The sequence below is a fragment of the Thermoflavimicrobium daqui genome (genome assembly GCF_003313465.1).
In the GTDB taxonomy this organism is placed as follows: domain Bacteria; phylum Bacillota; class Bacilli; order Thermoactinomycetales; family Thermoactinomycetaceae; genus Thermoflavimicrobium; species Thermoflavimicrobium daqui.
The window spans coordinates 108,061-125,493 of the sequence record NZ_KZ845666.1 but is presented as its reverse complement, the minus strand read 5'-3'; the positions used below and the strand labels follow the sequence as shown (position 1 = coordinate 125,493).

Genomic DNA, 17,433 nt, shown 5'->3' with positions numbered 1-17,433 from the left:
TAAAAAGAGAAGGAATGGTTGCTGTTGACTAACACCGTGAATGAGTAACCACTGTTCGCTTTTTCTCTAGTGTTGCTATACTTCCATGAATGGTTTGATTATGTTTGTCTCGAATTGGAGGTGTTTTACTACGAATCATTTTTTTACCTCGTTCCTTCAAAGATAACGTGCTATTAATGTGAATATGATTATTAAATATCTTATAATTAATTTGTTTTTAATTACAAGTGAAAAAAGGGATATCGTTTCTTTATCTACACTTCCTTTATAAGTAGAAATATAAAAATGAAACCGTAAAAAAGGATGAAAAGAATGAATGATGCCAAAATTTTACTGGTTGATGATGATTTTGATTTACTGACTTTGTTATTAAAAGCAATGCGTTCTGAAGGCTTCAATCATGTTTATACTGCAACTACAGGACAAAAAGCACTGGAAATGATTAGCCGTGTGCCGTTTAATTTGGTCGTATTAGATGTCATGCTTCCCGATGGAAATGGTTATGAAGTTTGTACAGAAATTCGGAAGAAGTCTCATGTTCCTATTTTTTTCTTAACTGCTCGAACTACCGATTTAGATCAATTGACCGGTTATAGCGTGGGAGCGGATGACTATATATGTAAGCCTTTTAATCCACTTATTTTTGTGGCTCGAGTAAAAGCACAGTTAAAGAGAGTTAGAGATAACCGATTGAAAAGAGATGAAATGACGATTTATGATTTTGGACGATTTTCTTTAGATGAACAAAGAGGAGTATTAAAGGTGATTGGTCAAGAGATAGCTTGTACAGCGAAAGAGTTTAAGCTGCTAGCATTTTTTTGTAAGCATCCTAACCAGATCTTTAGTGCAAGTCACCTATATCGAGAGGTTTGGGGAGAAGAGAGTTTAGGACTCGAAAATACAGTGATGGTTCATATCCATAGTCTACGGAAAAAAATTGAAGAGAATCCTAGTCAACCCAGATATCTTCTCAACATTCGGGGACTTGGGTATAAGTTAGTACCACTGGAGAATGGGAGATGAAATTAGAGGCTCGTTTGTCTTTGCGGTTTTTGATAGGGATGATCGTGATTTTAGTCATTGTGATAGGAGTCCTTTTTATTTCAGCAGGACTCATTCAATACTTTTATATGGATCAAGCTACTAAAAAAGAGTCTACCTCTCTTTCAAAACAGCTAGATCAAGATATCAAACGAATTAAGTCACAAACCGTGCTTGTGGGTAATACAATCCATTTAACTAGAGGAACGGCAAACTGGCTTAGAAAAGAGGAGTATACTTTACAAATTATTAACAATCAAGGAAAAGTGATTTATTCATTTCAACCCTTGGATCAAATGTCTAAGCATTATACAGCTGGGGATCTCCTTACATTAAGAGAACAGAGTAAAAAAAGAGGGATTTATATTTCTATCTGGTCAGATCAAGTAAGTAAAAATAGATTGATCTGGATTTTGGCTAAGCATGATAAGAACCACCCTGCCTACCTGTTACATAAACTAGTGGAAAAAGTAAAGTGGAAAGGAAATCAACTAACTCTGCCACCTAATCCATTAAAAGATTTGGTTAAACAATCAGGCTGGTTACAAGTTTTTGATGAAGAAGGCAAAGTGATTTATCGTTATCAAGGGCCACAGGCTAAGTGGATGAATCTTTCATTAGGAGATTTGACGCATCAGTTGTTATATGAAAACCTGATATATCTCGAAGAGAAACATGGGCAACAATCCTATACTTGGGTTCTTCAACCTGATAAACACAAGGAAATTGAAAATAGTAAAAATGATCCATTCCACTTTGTTAGTGCTATGTTTATTGCTTGCATCGTTCTCATCGTCTTAATCTATTTATTTGCGAAAAACTTGAGTAGACCGATTTGGTTTGTTATGGACTGGATTCAACAGTTAGCCAAAGGACATTATCAGATTCCAGAACCATTAACTTCAGGAAGTGGAAAAAAGAAAAACCAAATTTTTCACGAAGTGTTTCAATCACTAACGTTTCTCTCAGAGTCATTATCTGATTTGGAAGAGGAGCGAAAAAGACTTGAACAAGCTAGAGAAGAATGGTTAGCCGGAGTTTCGCATGATTTAAAAAGCCCTCTTTCTTCTATACAAGGATATGCTGACTTATACACATCAAAAAAATATCAATGGACAAGAGAAGAGATCAATGAGTATCTTGAACTCGTTAAGCAAAAAACGGAGCGAGTTTATCAATTAATCGACGATTTAAATATCACATTTCGCCTTAATAATCACGCCTTACCTCTCCAGCAAACGCCAGTTAATGTAGCTAAATTGTTGGAATCTATTGTGTTTGATACGATGAAAAATAAAGGTGCACATATCACATTGAAATCAATATCCTCGTATACAATCATGTATCTATTAGATGAACAATGGTTTCATAGAGCAATCCAAAATTTGATTGAGAACGCGGTCGTTCACAATCCGCCTGAAACAAATATCGAAGTGAATCTCATGATGATCCAAGGAGAAGGTGGAGCGCTTGGTTTTCGGATTACGATTCGAGATGATGGTAAGGGGATAAGTCCAGACATATTAAGCCGACTGTTTGAAAGATATGTTCATGGATCAAAGAGTAGGCATAGCTCTGGGTTAGGCATGTCTATTGCAAAGCAACTAATCGAAATTCAAGGAGGTCGAATCGAAGTAAGGAGTGAAGTAGGAATAGGAACTGAATTTGAAGTCACATTTCAACCCGTTATTGAAAAGGTTACCAATATCGAGACCAGTTAAACGATGTTGGTAACCTTAATTATACCTCTACCAGTCATGTTTGTTTGTGTATGCTAAGGAAATGAAACTAAATAAGGTAAACATAACAAGAAGAGTTATCCATAGCATAAGCGGATCAATTGGGGCGGACCATTCATGTTTACTAGGCATCATGGCGAGAAAAGGATGACACCAAGGATAAAAAACAGCCAGCTTTGGAGATCCTTGAGCGATGACAGAAGGAATCGTAAAAACGAAATTAATTGTAAAAGGAGTTGCAAAGTTGCGAAATAGGATAGATAAAAATAGGAGGAGTAAAGCTAAAGGAAAAGAAGCAACCCATCCACTAAATAAGCTAGATAGAATCATTTCCCATGGAATATTTCCATCCAGATGACTAATGATTCCAGTCAGCAAAAAACCAAGTAAGAAGATAAACTGTGTTAGAAGTAACAATAATATTAAAGTGAGAAATTTACCGATGAAAATGTAAAAGCGGGGAAAGGGAAAGACAAATAACTGTTTCCATCCCCCTCCAATATGCTCGTACCGACAAAGTAGTGCAGCAAATACACCTGTTACAATCGGATATAAAAATAAAGAATATTTATGCAGAGATAAACTAAAGATCCATTCCCAACCTGTCCATCCTTTGGTACTCGTGGTAGGGATACTAAAGCCAATCCATAGTGAAATAATAGGAGCAAATAGTAGAATAATCGCTACTAGCCGCCATGGTAACTTAAGTAATTCGGAACGAAAATAATTGATCAACTTCTAGATCCTCCCTTAAATATCTCTCTTGGTAATGTAAGTTGTAATCAATACAAAAAGAATGATACCGATATTCACTCCAATGATGGGCCATTGTGTATAGTTTCCTTCTAAAAGTGGTGAGGCAAGGGGGACATAAGCCCATGGAAAAAGGTATGGGAGTAGCCCAGAACTGTTATAAGCTACAAATAAGGAAGTCATAGCTCCGAGTGACCCAATGATGATAGGTAGAGACTGGTTTTTCATGCTCATTGAAAGTCCAAATTGGATCGACAGCACGGGAAATGCTGCAAGATAGGGATAGATCATTTCTTGAAATACGAGATCCCAGCGGACCGGATCTCCTAAACCGATTAGAATCCCCAGTAAAATGAGACCGATTGCTGTTAAAAGCACAGCCGTCAGAATAATTAAGTGAATCCAGATCAATTTGCTAAGAAAGAGCTTTGTCTTGGAGATGGGAAGAGCAAATAAGAACTTCCAAGCATGGGAGTCATGTTCGATATTGGCTATCATCGCAGCTAATAAGGTGATACCTAATATTAAACAGACTGGAAAAAAATTATGTGCCCATGCGATAAAGCCCATCCATCCTTCGGAAACAAGCTCGGTTCGTGCTGTATAAATGATGGCTAAAAAACCTACTAGACAGCTAGGTACAATTAAAACTACCCATGGAACCCACGTGTGTCTCAATTTAGAGTAATCTGATTTTACGAGTTCGATCACAAACTTTTCCCCTTTCCAGTAAGCTGGATAAAGATATCCTCTAGTGAACTTTCCTTTCGCTTTACTTCATAAATCGAGAAATAATGCTGAACGAGATTTTGAATAAGATAAGCGGTATTTTCTTGATCCAATTGATAAAGAGTGATAATCCCTTGATCTAAAGTGGCCGGTAAGCCCATACTTTTTATTAGATTGAAAGCCTTTTCGGGGGAACTTACCACAAATTCGACTTGAGAACTGGTCGTTTGCTGTTTTAGTGTTTGTAGCGTATCTTGATAAATCAGTTTTCCTTGGGAGATAATCCCTACATGTGTTGCGACTTGCTCAATTTCAAAGAGAAGATGGCTTGAAATAAAAAGAGTGGCTCCTGTTTGTTTGGGTAATTGGGTTATTAATTCCCTAATTTCCTGAATGCCTGCCGGATCTAAACCATTGGTTGGCTCATCTAAAATAAGTAGCTCTGGTTCTGCAATCAGACTTGCAGCAATGCCCAGTCGTTGTTTCATTCCTAGAGAGTAACTTTTGGCTAGACGATGAGCATCTTTAGATAAACGGACAAGTCGCAATACCTCATCGATTCTTTTTGGATTAAGTCCTAAAACTTGTGTGATCACTTTTAGATTCTCATATCCGGATAGATGACCATAGTAGGTCGGATACTCCACAAGTGATCCTACTTTTTTTAAAATCTCATTGCGCTGTTTTTTCATATCTTTTCCGAGAAGAAGAATATGCCCTTGAGTCGGCTTACTTAGCCCCAATAACATTTTAATTGTCGTCGTTTTTCCTGCTCCATTGGGACCTAAAAAACCGTAAATTTCTCCTTTAGGTACTGCAAGGTTTAGTTTGGATACTACTTGTCTTTTGCCAAACTGTTTGCTTAGCTGAAATGTTTGAATCGCATAGTTCGTTGTCATGTTTATCACCCCCCTCGCAATATAGCAAGGAAATCTTAAATCTACTTTAAATGAATCATAGAGGTGGATTAAATTTGTTTTGAAGCACATAAAAAAGACCTTTCCGATTGAGCATATATTCAATCGGAAAGGTCTTGTGAAAATGAATTACTCCATTTCAATCAGTAAGTCTCCTGCTTCAATCATATCGCCAGCTTTAACATGAATCTCCTTAATGATACCATCAGCAGGAGATTGTACAGTTGTTTCCATCTTCATGGCTTCGCTAATCAGGAGATGCTCCCCTTTATTAACTTTTTCCCCAATGTTGGCTAATACTTTAAGCACTTTACCAGGCATAAATGCTCCAATATGATTTGAGTTTTGAGGATCTGCTTTGATGCGTTGGTCTTCACTAATAATTGCTGAATGATCCTTTACACGAATTTCACGAGGTTGTCCATTTAATTCAAAATAGACGATGCGGCTTCCGTCAGGGAGTAGATCACCTATACCAGCTAGCTTGATAATCAGTGTTTTACCTCGTTCAATACTGACGGATATCTCTTCGCCTGGGCGTAATCCATAGAAGAAAGTAGGCGTATCAAGAACAGAGAGGTCGCCAAAATCTTTTCGACTTTTTTCGAAATCAAGGAAGACTTGTGGATACATGATATAAGAGATCATATCTAACTCGCTTGGAGTACGACCTATTTTTTCCTCTAGTTCTTTTTGTAGCTGATTAAAGTCGATTGACTCTAGCCGTTCACCTGGTCGATGAGTAAAGCACTCGCGATCTTTGACGATTAATTCTTGCAAACGTTTTGGAAAGCCACCCGGTGGCTGACCAAGGTATCCTTGGAAGAATTGGACAACTGAATCGGGGAAGTCTAATCGCTCTCCTTTTTCAAAGATGCTTTGCTCATCGAGATTATTTTGTACCATAAATAAAGCCATATCACCTACTACTTTAGAAGAAGGAGTCACTTTGACAATATCGCCAAATAATTGGTTTACGGTTGCGTACATCGCTTTAACTTCTTCCCAACGACCACCGAGTCCTACTGCTTTCGCTTGCTGCTCTAGATTGGTATATTGGCCACCTGGCATCTCATGAATATAGATTTCTGCATTGCTTGATTTCATTTCGCTTTCAAAGCCTTGATAGTATTTGCGAACATCTTGCCAGTAGTCGGCAAGCTTGTTGTAGTTTTCAACATGGAATTTTGGGTCACGCTCAGTGCGTTCTAAAGCGGTAATCAGCGCATTTAAGCTAGGCTGAGAAGTGAGACCGGACATAGAGCTAACACAGGTATCCACGATATCTACACCAGCTTCAACCGCTTTTAGAAGCATAGCTCCACCATTTCCAGATGTATCATGTGTATGCAAGTGAATAGGAATGCTAATTTCCTGCTTTAACGCTTTAATTAGATCGTATGCAGCATAAGGTTTAAGGAGTCCAGCCATATCTTTAATCGCCAAAATATGGGCTCCCGCTTTTTCCAACTCTTTTGCTAGATTAATATAATATTTCAGTGTATATTTGGTTTTCGAAGGGTCTAAAATGTCACCTGTATAACAAATCGAAGCTTCAGCTATTTTTCCAGCCTTACGTACAGACTCAATGGCGAGCTGCATACCAGGTAACCAATTGAGACTATCAAAAATCCGGAATACATCGATGCCATTTTCAGCAGCTGCTTTGACAAATGCCTGAACCGCATTATCAGGATAGTGGGTATAGCCTACTGCATTGGCACCACGAAGCAACATTTGGAATAAAATATTCGGTATCTTTTCTCTTAAAAGCTGGAGCCGTTCCCATGGGGATTCTTTGAGAAAACGCATACTGGTATCAAAGGTCGCACCACCCCACATTTCAACCGAGAATAGGTCTGGAGCTAGTTTACTGGTTGCTTCAGCGATCGCTACCAAATCATAAGTACGTACACGAGTTGCAAGTAAGGACTGGTGAGCATCGCGGAAAGTAGTATCTGTAATCAGCACTTTCTTTTGTGCCTGAATCCATTCGATGAGTCCATCTACACCTTCACGATCCAAAATCTGTTTGGTTCCTTCGGGAACTGGATCTAAAACAGAGGTTTTGGGGATTCTTGGTAAATCAAAATGGGGCTTTTTTTCTAATTTAGGTAAGTTTTCATACCCATTTACAATGATATTACCTATATAATTTAAGATTTTGGTTCCTCTATCTTTACGAGTATCAAATTTAAATAGCTCAGGAGTTGTGTCTATAAATGATGTATCATAATTTCCTGATAAGAAGTCTGGATGAGCAATCACATTTTCTAAGAAGAGTAGATTGGTTTTGACACCGCGAATACGAAATTCCAGTAGAGTACGTAACATTTTTTGCGTGGCTTGTTCAAATGTAACACCATATGTGGAGATTTTCACGAGCAATGAGTCATAATAGGGCGTGATCACGGCACCTGTATAAGCGTTTCCAGCATCTAAGCGAACACCAAATCCTCCTCCCGAACGATAAGCGACAAGACGCCCAGTATCAGGGAAAAATCCATTTTCCGGATCCTCAGTAGTAACACGGCACTGAATTGCATAACCGGTGGTTTGTACTTCTGCTTGCGAGCCGATAGCAATTTCTGGATCAGTAAGTTTGTATCCTTCAGCAATGCGAATTTGTGTTTGTACAATATCAATTCCGGTTACCAATTCCGTAATCGTATGCTCTACCTGAACCCTTGGATTCACTTCGATAAAATAATACTTTTGATCAGGAGTGACCAAAAATTCAACGGTACCTGCGTTAGTATAGCCAGCATATTTCATCAATTTGAGAGCTGATGCACATATTTCTTCACGCAATTCCTTAGTTAAAGAGATACTAGGAGCTACTTCAACGACTTTTTGATGACGACGTTGCACTGAGCAATCACGTTCATAGAGATGGACGATGTTGCCATGTTCATCACCAATGATTTGAACTTCAATATGTTTGGGTTTTTCTAAAAATCTCTCGAGATAAACTTTAGCATTACCGAAAGCAGAACGAGCTTCGGATTGAGCACGTTCGATCGCGTCTTGTAGTTCTGATTCACTACGAACAATACGCATTCCACGGCCACCACCACCAGAAACGCCTTTAATAATAATTGGATAGCCAAATTCTTTAGCGAATTGGGTTGCATCCGTAAAAGATTCAATTGGCTCTTCAGTTCCTGGGATTACAGGAATACCAGCTTGAACAGCCATATTGCGCGCTTCAACTTTATCGCCAAACTTTTGAATTAGTTCAGGAGCAGGTCCGATAAAAATAATACCTTCATCCTCGCAACGTTTAGCGAATTCGGTATTTTCTGCCAAAAATCCATAACCAGGATGAATAGCATCGACATCGTTGCGTTTAGCTACTTCGATAATACTATCGATATCTAAGTAAGCCTCAATGGGGCCTTTTCCAGCTCCTACAAGATAAGATTCATCTGCTTTAAAGCGGTGTAAAGATAAGCTGTCTTGTTCGGAGTAGATAGCGATGGTACGAATCCCCAGTTCGGTAGCAGCACGGAAAATACGAATTGCGATCTCACCACGGTTAGCTACTAACAATCGGCTAATTTTTCTTCGTTTCAAAGCTCATACCTCCTAGTTCTGATTTTACACAGATGATGCAGTGTACTTGCTCAGTTAAGTGAATTTTCCCCTCTTGCAGAATATTTATTTTACTTGATGAGAAAAAGGGTTTAGATAAATAATATATTATTTCATTTAATTATACCCTGAAAAGGGCTGAAATAACATTCTTTGCGATCCACCAAGCAAAATGACCTTTAGAGAAGACTACTTATACACGGTTTTCCTTTTCTAATTTCAGTGACTTTTGCTCGCTATTGTATTCAGTGGAGTGAAAGGGAAAAGGAACCTGTGGTCCAAAAACTATTACTTTTTAATCTTCTTTCTATAGTATAAATGATGATAACACATTTCATAAATAGAAATAATAATTTACAAAATAATTTCCTTTCGAAAAAGGAGATATTACCCAAGCGCTCTTTAGTACAAGGTAAGGTATATAATGTCTAAAGATCGAATACTCATTTAAAAATCATTCTTTTACTAACATGAAGATTCATTTTTTTATCTATATAATCGGTTGAATTTTATAAAATTACGGTCGGGTTATGCTCCAAAGTAACACTTATTAGTAAATAAGAATAAAGATAAGATAATCCATGGATTAAGCGATGGAGGGAAAGATGTGGCAAAATATCATTTGGTTGGAATTAAGGGAGCGGGAATGAGTGCTTTGGCTCAAGTTTTGTATGATATGGGCTATGATGTACAAGGCTCTGACCAGACAATCTCATTTTTTACTCAAAAACCTTTAGAGAGATTGGGAATTAAAATACTCCCTTTTAATCGAGATAATATACAAAAGGGTCAGATTGTTATCGCTTCTAATGCATATACCAATGATCATGTAGAAATTGAAGAAGCACTGCGTAATCATATTGAATTTTATCGGTATCATCAGTTTTTGGGTAAATTAATTGAGCCGTTTACCAGTATTTCAATTACAGGTGCACATGGTAAAACCTCTACTGCCGGTTTAATGTCGCATGTTTTAAGTGCACTTACCCCTACCTCATACATTGTAGGAGATGGATCAGGAAAGGGAGGGAAAAACCAAAAGTATTTTGTATTAGAAAGTTGTGAGTATCGACGACATTTTTTATCCTATTTCCCAGATTATGCGATTATAACCAATATTGACTATGACCATCCTGATTATTTTACAGGGATTGGTGATGTTAAAGATGCTTTTCAGCAGATGGCTTATCAAGTAAAGAAATATATTATTGCTTGTGGGGATGATCCAAATATTTTAACTATCTCAGCGAAATGCCCTCTTCTATATTATGGACTGCATTCACATAATCATTTAGTAGCTAAAAATATAATTAGAGATCATGAAGGAACTTCGTTTGATGTGGCTTATAAACAAGCGGAAATGGGGCGTTTTTGTATTCCAATGTATGGAACACATCATGTACTTAATTCATTAGCTGTGATCGCCCTATGTATATTGGAAGACATTCAATTATCTTTGATTCGACCTTATTTACAATCTTTTCAAGGTGTACGCCGAAGGTTTGCCGAAAAGGCTTTTGGGATGAATATGGTTATTGATGATTATGCCCATCATCCAACAGAGATTAGTGCAACAATGGAAGCAGCTAGACATAAATATCCGACTAGAAAATTAATAGCGATATTTCAACCACATACATATTCAAGGTTAAAACACTTTCTAGAAGGATTTGCTAAAGCTTTACAATCTGCAGATGAGGTTTACTTATGCGATATTTTTGGGTCAGCACGAGAAAGTGATGGAGATATTTCGATCGAAGATTTGCTAAACCGTATTCCTTCTGCCAAATATTTGACGCGTCAAAATATTGATGCCCTTAAGCAATATACAGATTCTGTTTTATTATTTATGGGTGCAGGTGACATTCAAAAATATCAAAAATGGCTTATGTCTTAAGAAGTAAAAGAATGATAAAAGCCTTCATCCCTTATCACTTTTGATGAAATATGGGATGGAGGCTTTTTAGTAACCCTAAAAAATGGAGCAAACTTATCAACTAGGGTCTAGTAATTCATCTGTGATATAGGATCAACTTAATAGCCAGGATCTGTAGGGCGACTTTGGTCTAAGATGCTTTTTGAATCATATAGGTCTGTAAATAAATGAGCTTGTTTACGCATCCCTAATCCATCTGCATGCCGACGATCAATAAATACTGCATTTCCGTGATACTCTTCATAGGTTTGTGATCCAACAGGCTGGAAGATGCGAAAGCCTAATTGTTTTAAGTGATCCAGGCGAGGATCACCAGCGGGAATCGCTGCTCCATAGGGATAAACGTATATTTTTGTAGGACCGATTAGTGACTCTACTTCTCTTTTCCACTTGGCACTATCATCTATCAATCTCTCTAACGATTGCTTACTATGATCGCGATGATGGTAGCTGTGTGAGGCAAAGTTCCATCCTGTTTCTTTAAGCTGCTTAATAATCGGTTGTACTGCTTTCCGTTCTTTTTGTGCATGGGGGTTTTCTAAGTCGAATTGATTGGTTTCTTCATTATAATTTTTGGATTGAGTACGATAACCCAAAATCCCTTCATAACCAGTTAAGTTCAGAGTAGCTTTTGCACCATTTAATGAGAAATCAGGATGCTGCTTAACGAAATCATCTAAGATAGGAATGATCCCGTTTTTACGTGAGATTATTTTTTTCCCTTGTTCATTGATTGAATAGGTAGCTACTTCCCCATTTTTATCTAAAACCAGCTTGCTAACGGTTCCATAATCAATATGATTTTCTTGATAATAATTAAGATCGTCAACAGAAAGAACGATGGGTTTTTTACCTTTAGGAACCATTAACTTTTTGCGTTGAATTTCTTTTTTTCCTTTTACATCAACTTCTTCATAGATGTCATTGATATTGACTAAGATAAAATTTCTTTTATAGAGAGAATCTAAAATGCGATTAAACTCGGTAACAGTGACAAACCACTTGTCCATTTCTTTTGATTGGAAGTCTCCTCGAAATGCTTTTTTAGGATAAGCAATCAAGGGATGAAAAAATAGGTGCTCAATGGGTCCTTTATAGCGAACTAGATTTTTATGCTGATAGGGCTTTATTGGCTTGTTATCCTTTGTGACATCTTGAGAATTTTCTTTCTTAAAAGCAGAAAGATTAGGCGAAAATTGAAAGAGAATTCCTATAACAATTACTCCAACGATAATGCTACCTACAATGGAAATATAGAATTTTTTTGACATATAAAATCACCTTAATTCACTGTGTTTTTTCTAAGTTGAATAATAATGTTATTCCCCGAATCATAATAATGTCTAGTATTTGAAGATTCCTGATATAAATGGGATGGTAAAGAACCCTTCGATTGTAATGAAATATAAATGGCAATTGTATTTTATTTTTACTATTTGGTGTATCGATAAATGATAGATGGTCATTTTATAAAAAAATTAGGATAGATATCATTCTATTTTTATATTAAATTTTTGTATACATTGTAACGGTAACTGTTTAAATAATGTAACATTTTAATTTATTTTTAAAGAGAGTATGTTTCATAATTCGATCCAAAGCCTGGATTTCTCATATAAAAATAATAGACTTTACCACTAATATTTTGATATTATAGTAATATATTACCACTTTACTATATTAAAGCGAGAGAGGTATACTTATTTCATATTTTTTTAATCGATGTAGTTTTAGGTGAGAGAAAATGAAATTATTCAAAGAGAAGGATCTTAAAAAGGATTTAGGTTTCTGGTCGGCACTTTCGATTGTAGTTGGTGTAGTTATTGGATCAGGTGTTTTCGTAAAGCCTGGAACTGTTTTATCTTATGTGGGGGGAGATACAAACCTTGCCCTTCTAGCATGGCTTTTTGGTGGAATACTTACACTTGCAGCTGGATTAACTATTGCAGAGTTAAGTGCTCATTTTCCAAAAACAGGAGGGCTTTATGTTTATTTAGAAGAGGTTTATGGTAGATTTTGGGGTTACTTAAGCGGATGGGTTCAATGTGTGATTTATCAACCAGCTCTAATTGGAGCGATGGGACTTTACTTTGGTTCACTAGTGGCTCACTTCTTTTTTCTAAATAAAATTTGGGGATTATGGATTGGAATTAGTGTGGTACTATTCTTAACTCTTGTCAATAGTTTGGGTGTAAAGTATGGTGGCATCATCCAAGTGATTACAACGATTACAAAATTAGTCCCCATTTTTTTTATCGCCATTTTTGGCTTGTGGAATGGGAATAACCATATTTTCTTTTCTTCCTCAGGGATTAGTAGTGAAATAAGCATGGGAGCAGCTATTCTTGCTACTCTATTTGCTTATGATGGATGGATTGCTGCAGCATCTGTTGCTGGAGAAATGAAAAACCCAGCGAAAACATTACCTAAAGCCATTATCACGGGCTTAATGATTGTTATAATTGCTTATTTATCTGTCAATTTGGCTCTTCTAAAGTTATTACCAGCTAAAGCTGTACAGTTAAGCGGTGAGAATGCAGCGAGTACAGCGACGGAGATTTTGTTTGGTAGTGTGGGAGGTAAACTTTTAAGTATAGGAATTATCATATCGATTTTTGGTGGATTAAATGGAAAAATCCTTAGTTATCCTCGTGTGTTATTTGCTATGGCGAAGCATCATCGTTTCCCAGGCTCTAATTTCTTATCGTTTATACATCCAAAATTTAAAACACCCATTTTTGCGGTGTTTTTTGAAGTGGCATTGTCTATTATTTTTATGTCTATCAGTAATCCAGATCGTTTATCTGAAATATCGATTTTTGCTATTTTTATCTTTTATATTCAGGCGTTTATCGCCGTTTTTATATTAAGAAAGCGGAAGCGAACTATAAGTTGTTTGTATCGTGTACCCCTTTATCCACTTACCCCATTACTTGCGATTGCAGGTTCACTGTTTGTTGTTATGAGTACGATTATCTATGACCCTAAAGGAACCCTATCTGCAATTGCTTTGATTTTACTTGGTTTACCCTTTTATTGGTGGATGAATCGGATGAGAACATAACGAAAGAAAGCATGATCTTTACTCGCTCTCTATATTGATAAATTAATATCTTCTTAATATATCTTTAAATATAATTTTACAATCAGAATCGGTTAATACTGGTAAAATAGTTCATGTTGTTAGGTAATGTTGCCTCTATACAAAAAATTAATTATAAAGCCACATATTTTAATCAGGGAAAAGTTTATGGTTCGGAAATGTGTAAAAGAAAAGAGGGAATAAAATGGTGCGAAAACAACTAATATCATTGTGTTTATCAGCAGCTCTCATCATCTCTCTAACGGCTTGTGGTGATGATGATGGATTTGTTGCTAGCGTCAATAGCGATGTTTACCATCCGGCTAATTGTAAAGTGGTTGACAAAATCAAAAAGGAGAATCGTATTTACTTTAAGACAGAAGAAGCAGCTAAAAAAAGTGGTCGCCATCGAAGCGATGTAAAGGAATGCTGGAAGTAATTAGCACGAAAAAACTTGGTATGAATATGGTTGATCATGCCAAGTTTTTTTATGTTAAGCTTATTTTTTCGTTATAATAAAAGCAGTGATTTTTTATCCATCTCCATCAGAAAAAGAGGTGGTTGTTTTGTCTTTGACAGATATGAGCGGGCAGCCACAAGTGATCCGTTTATTACAAAACGGATTAGCTACTGGACAAATTGCCCACGCTTATTGCTTTTATGGTCCCGCTGGAGTAGGTAAAAAGCAGATGGCTTTAGAGTTAGCTAAAGCTCTTAATTGTGAGCATCAAGAAAACGATGCTTGCGATGAATGCTTAACATGTAAACAGATTGCACATGGAAATCATCCAGATATCGTTTCGCTTCATCCTGATGGAGCATTTATTAAAATGGATCAAGTAAGGGCTTTACAAGAGCGATTTCAGTACAGTGCAGCAGCCCACGTAACCCGTGTCGTGATTATGGAACATGCGGATCGGATGCGACCAGAAGCGGCAAATAGTTTATTAAAGTTTTTAGAAGAACCACTTTCACCGATGGTAGCGATTTTACTTTCTGAGAATATTCAAGCGATTTTACCCACCATCTTATCCCGATGCCAAAAAGTTCGATTTACAAGTTTAAGTCCTGAATTACGGATGAACAAAATGATCCAATTAGGAATACCTGAACATTTAGCTAAAGTGCTGGCATATATATCTTATGATAAGATTGAAAAAAACACGGAAGAATGGGAAATATTGATCGATCATCTGATTCATTGGAGTCGAAAGATTGGGCAGGAAGGCTCTATAGCGTTACTAAGCATACAAGAAGATTGGTTACAAGCGGAGATTACACAAGAATCTCTCTCGTTAGTACTTGACATACTGGTTTTATGGTTTAGAGAGCTTCTTTATTATCAGCTGAACAAACGCTGTACTACGTTTTTACAGTGGGAGCAGGAGTGCCGAATGCAGTCGATGCTTTATGACCAATCACAAATTCTTCATGCTATCGAAGTGATCATGAACTCCCGTTCGCAGCTTTCGAAATTTATTCAGCCCCAAGCTATTTTGGAGCAAATGGTTTTAAAAATGCAGGAAAAGCCCAAAAAAGAAGGGTTTTCGGCTTTAACTCAGTAGCATAGATAAGGCAAAGGGCATTTTTCGGCTAACCTCTATGATGCAAATCAATAGCATGGTTATTGCCAAGTCACTATTGCTAAAGGTTATTAAAATTAGATATAATAGATCAAAATCACGATGAAATGACAAGGAGGTGAGGGATCTTGCGTAAAGGAATGAATGGAGTGGCGGATTGGTTTGTTGTGGAAGTATCTGCCATTACTCATGTTTTGGCTGTAGACGGGATCAGTGTGTCCTTTTACAACCAAAAAATTCCATTTATTCTATAGCAAACGTAAGAACCCTCCCTTTCTCTCTATAAAGTAGATCGATTTGATATCATCTTTTCGATTTAGAGCCATCAGCAAGGGGCGTTTGCTGATGGCTTTTTATTATCTAAAATTAGGAGTTGACTTGTCATGATCGTGTGTGCTGGAAATCAAGTTGGAAAAATGTTAGGTGGACACTGGATCTTTGAAAAAGTTCAGTTTGAAATACATGATGGTGATCGTATTGGTCTTGTTGGTGCAAATGGAAGTGGTAAAACAACATTATTAAAATGCTTGCATGGAACCACAAATATTGATCGTGGAGAAATTTTCCTGCGTAAAAAATCGCGAATTGGCTATTTAGCCCAATCTCCTGAATATCCAGCTCAAATAACTGTGAAAGAAGTTTTACGATATCCATTTGCTCATTTAATGAAAATGGAAAAGAGAATAGAGAAGTTAGCCGAGCAGATGGGAGAAAGCTATGCAGATGAAAAGAAATTTGCAAACCTAATGAAAGAATGGGATCTTTTGCAACAGCGTTTTGCTGATGAAGGTGGATATCAGATGGAATCTCAAATAGCCCGAGTCGCAAATGGATTAGGGATTGATGAATCGATGTGGGCACTACCATTTTGCCAACTAAGTGGTGGTGAAAAAACGAAAGTAGGTTTGGCTACTATTTTATTATCCAATCCGGATTTATTGTTACTTGATGAACCAACTAATCACTTGGATTTAACAGCGATAGAATGGCTAGAAGATTATCTCAAACAGTTTTCAGGTGCGGTCGTTGTTGTTTCGCATGATCGATATTTTCTAGATCGAGTCACCCAAGTCACTTGGGATCTTGAAAATGGAGAGCTTACTTCCTATCAAGGGAACTACACTTCGTATACCAAGCAAAAAGAAGAGCGTTTATTGACCGAATTTCAAGCATACCAAGAGCAAGAGAAAAAGATTAAAAAGATGAGAGAAGCGATTAAGCGGCTAAAAGATTGGGCAAATCGTGGAAACCCTCCCAATGATGGAATGCATCGCCGAGCCAAAAGTATGGAAAAAGCTTTGAATCGTATGGAAAAAATAGAAAAACCGATGCTTGAAAGGAAAAAAATAGCACTCAATTTCTCATTAAAAGGTCGAAGTGGAAATGATGTTTTAGTACTAGAAAATGTGACTAAAAGTTATGGAGATACAACCCTATATCAAGATATAAATTTAACCATTCGTTATAAAGAGCGTTGTGCAATCGTAGGAGGGAATGGCACGGGGAAGTCTACGTTACTTAAGATGATTCAAGGGAAGGAACAAGCTGATCAGGGTAAAATACGGCTAGGAGTAGGGGTTAAGGTAGGATTTTTATCACAAGATGACTATGAAGATGATCCTGAGCAAACTGTATTAGATACATTTCGTGAACATGTCACTGTTTCTATCGAAGAAGCACGGCATATTTTAGCGAGATTCCTTTTTTATGGTTATGCAGTTTTCCGTAAAATAAAAGATTTGAGTGGTGGAGAGCGAGTTCGTTTACGATTAGCTCAACTAATGTATCAAGATGTAAACTTCTTAATCTTAGATGAACCAACTAATCATCTCGATATTGATTCTCGAGAAGTTTTGGAAGAAGCACTCTTCGATTTTCCAGGTACGATTTTAGTCGTTTCGCATGATCGATACTTTTTAAATCGCTTGTTTTCACGGATCTATTGGTTAGATCACCATCGGATGATTGCTTATGAAGGGAATTATGATCAGGCTAAACAAAAACGAGATGAAAAGTAGGTTGTCCTTAAACTTGGCTATCCCTTTCCCAGTTAAATAAT

Annotated in this window: 13 protein-coding genes; 8 read left to right on the top strand and 5 right to left on the bottom strand. The window is 37.0% G+C overall.

Features of this window, described 5'->3' with window-relative positions; translation table 11 throughout:
* The first annotated feature begins 312 nt into the window (after positions 1 to 312).
* Positions 313 to 1,023, top strand: a complete 711-nt coding sequence (locus DL897_RS08775; protein ID WP_113658779.1) for a response regulator transcription factor — start codon at positions 313 to 315, stop codon at positions 1,021 to 1,023.
* Positions 1,020 to 2,762: a sensor histidine kinase gene (locus DL897_RS08770; protein ID WP_113658778.1), complete on the top strand. Its 1,743-nt coding sequence runs from the start codon at positions 1,020 to 1,022 to the stop codon at positions 2,760 to 2,762. The genes DL897_RS08775 and DL897_RS08770 overlap by 4 nt, the downstream gene beginning before the upstream one ends.
* A 27-nt stretch (positions 2,763 to 2,789) precedes the next feature.
* Here the strand turns inward: DL897_RS08770 and DL897_RS08765 are convergent, their stop codons facing one another.
* The 4 genes from DL897_RS08765 to pyc form a co-directional block, all read right to left on the bottom strand.
* Complete coding sequence (locus tag DL897_RS08765; protein ID WP_113658777.1) at positions 2,790 to 3,515, bottom strand: ABC transporter permease; 726 nt, start codon at positions 3,513 to 3,515, stop codon at positions 2,790 to 2,792.
* Positions 3,516 to 3,530: 15 nt separating this feature from the next.
* Positions 3,531 to 4,244, bottom strand: a complete 714-nt coding sequence (locus tag DL897_RS08760; protein WP_113658776.1) for an ABC transporter permease — start codon at positions 4,242 to 4,244, stop codon at positions 3,531 to 3,533.
* Positions 4,241 to 5,161, bottom strand: a complete 921-nt coding sequence (locus tag DL897_RS08755) for an ABC transporter ATP-binding protein (RefSeq protein ID WP_113658775.1) — start codon at positions 5,159 to 5,161, stop codon at positions 4,241 to 4,243. The genes DL897_RS08760 and DL897_RS08755 overlap by 4 nt, the downstream gene beginning before the upstream one ends.
* Before the next feature lie 147 nt (positions 5,162 to 5,308).
* A complete protein-coding gene (gene pyc / locus DL897_RS08750; RefSeq protein WP_113658774.1) occupies positions 5,309 to 8,755 on the bottom strand; it encodes a pyruvate carboxylase in 3,447 nt (1,148 codons plus the stop codon).
* Between the two features lie 625 nt (positions 8,756 to 9,380).
* Between pyc and murC the strand changes: the two genes are divergently transcribed.
* Positions 9,381 to 10,670: a UDP-N-acetylmuramate--L-alanine ligase gene (gene murC / locus DL897_RS08745; protein WP_113658773.1), complete on the top strand. Its 1,290-nt coding sequence runs from the start codon at positions 9,381 to 9,383 to the stop codon at positions 10,668 to 10,670.
* Positions 10,671 to 10,807: 137 nt separating this feature from the next.
* Here murC and DL897_RS08740 read toward each other — a convergent pair whose 3' ends face one another.
* On the bottom strand, positions 10,808 to 11,980 hold the full coding sequence (locus DL897_RS08740) for a polysaccharide deacetylase family protein (RefSeq protein WP_113658772.1): 1,173 nt from the start codon (positions 11,978 to 11,980) through the stop codon (positions 10,808 to 10,810).
* Between the two features lie 473 nt (positions 11,981 to 12,453).
* Between DL897_RS08740 and DL897_RS08735 the strand changes: the two genes are divergently transcribed.
* The 5 genes from DL897_RS08735 (at position 12,454) to abc-f (ending at position 17,392) form a co-directional block, all read left to right on the top strand.
* On the top strand, positions 12,454 to 13,773 hold the full coding sequence (locus DL897_RS08735; protein ID WP_113658771.1) for an APC family permease: 1,320 nt from the start codon (positions 12,454 to 12,456) through the stop codon (positions 13,771 to 13,773).
* A gap of 223 nt (positions 13,774 to 13,996) precedes the next feature.
* Complete coding sequence (locus tag DL897_RS08730; RefSeq protein WP_113658770.1) at positions 13,997 to 14,230, top strand: hypothetical protein; 234 nt, start codon at positions 13,997 to 13,999, stop codon at positions 14,228 to 14,230.
* 127 nt (positions 14,231 to 14,357) lie between these two features.
* The gene (holB, locus tag DL897_RS08725) at positions 14,358 to 15,356 is read left to right on the top strand and encodes a DNA polymerase III subunit delta' (RefSeq protein ID WP_113658769.1); all 999 of its coding nucleotides are present in this window, start codon (positions 14,358 to 14,360) and stop codon (positions 15,354 to 15,356) included.
* Between the two features lie 146 nt (positions 15,357 to 15,502).
* Positions 15,503 to 15,628 carry a hypothetical protein gene (locus tag DL897_RS18850; RefSeq protein WP_276308571.1) on the top strand — a complete coding sequence of 42 codons (126 nt, stop codon included), beginning with the start codon at positions 15,503 to 15,505 and terminating at the stop codon, positions 15,626 to 15,628.
* A gap of 129 nt (positions 15,629 to 15,757) precedes the next feature.
* Positions 15,758 to 17,392, top strand: coding sequence for a ribosomal protection-like ABC-F family protein (abc-f, locus tag DL897_RS08720; RefSeq protein ID WP_240627323.1), 1,635 nt, complete (start codon positions 15,758 to 15,760; stop codon positions 17,390 to 17,392).
* The last annotated feature ends 41 nt before the right edge of the window (positions 17,393 to 17,433 follow it).

What these genes read in the sequence shown, in the direction of transcription:
- DL897_RS08775 (WP_113658779.1), top strand. Translation starts at nt 313, where the DNA reads ATGAATGATGCCAAAATTTTACTGGTTGATGATGATTTTGATTTACTG.
- DL897_RS08770 (WP_113658778.1), top strand. Translation starts at nt 1,020, where the DNA reads ATGAAATTAGAGGCTCGTTTGTCTTTGCGGTTTTTGATAGGGATGATC.
- DL897_RS08755 (WP_113658775.1), bottom strand. Translation starts at nt 5,161, where the DNA reads ATGACAACGAACTATGCGATTCAAACATTTCAGCTAAGCAAACAGTTT.
- DL897_RS08740 (WP_113658772.1), bottom strand. Translation starts at nt 11,980, where the DNA reads ATGTCAAAAAAATTCTATATTTCCATTGTAGGTAGCATTATCGTTGGA.
- DL897_RS08735 (WP_113658771.1), top strand. Translation starts at nt 12,454, where the DNA reads ATGAAATTATTCAAAGAGAAGGATCTTAAAAAGGATTTAGGTTTCTGG.
- DL897_RS08730 (WP_113658770.1), top strand. Translation starts at nt 13,997, where the DNA reads ATGGTGCGAAAACAACTAATATCATTGTGTTTATCAGCAGCTCTCATC.
- abc-f (WP_240627323.1), top strand. Translation starts at nt 15,758, where the DNA reads ATGATCGTGTGTGCTGGAAATCAAGTTGGAAAAATGTTAGGTGGACAC.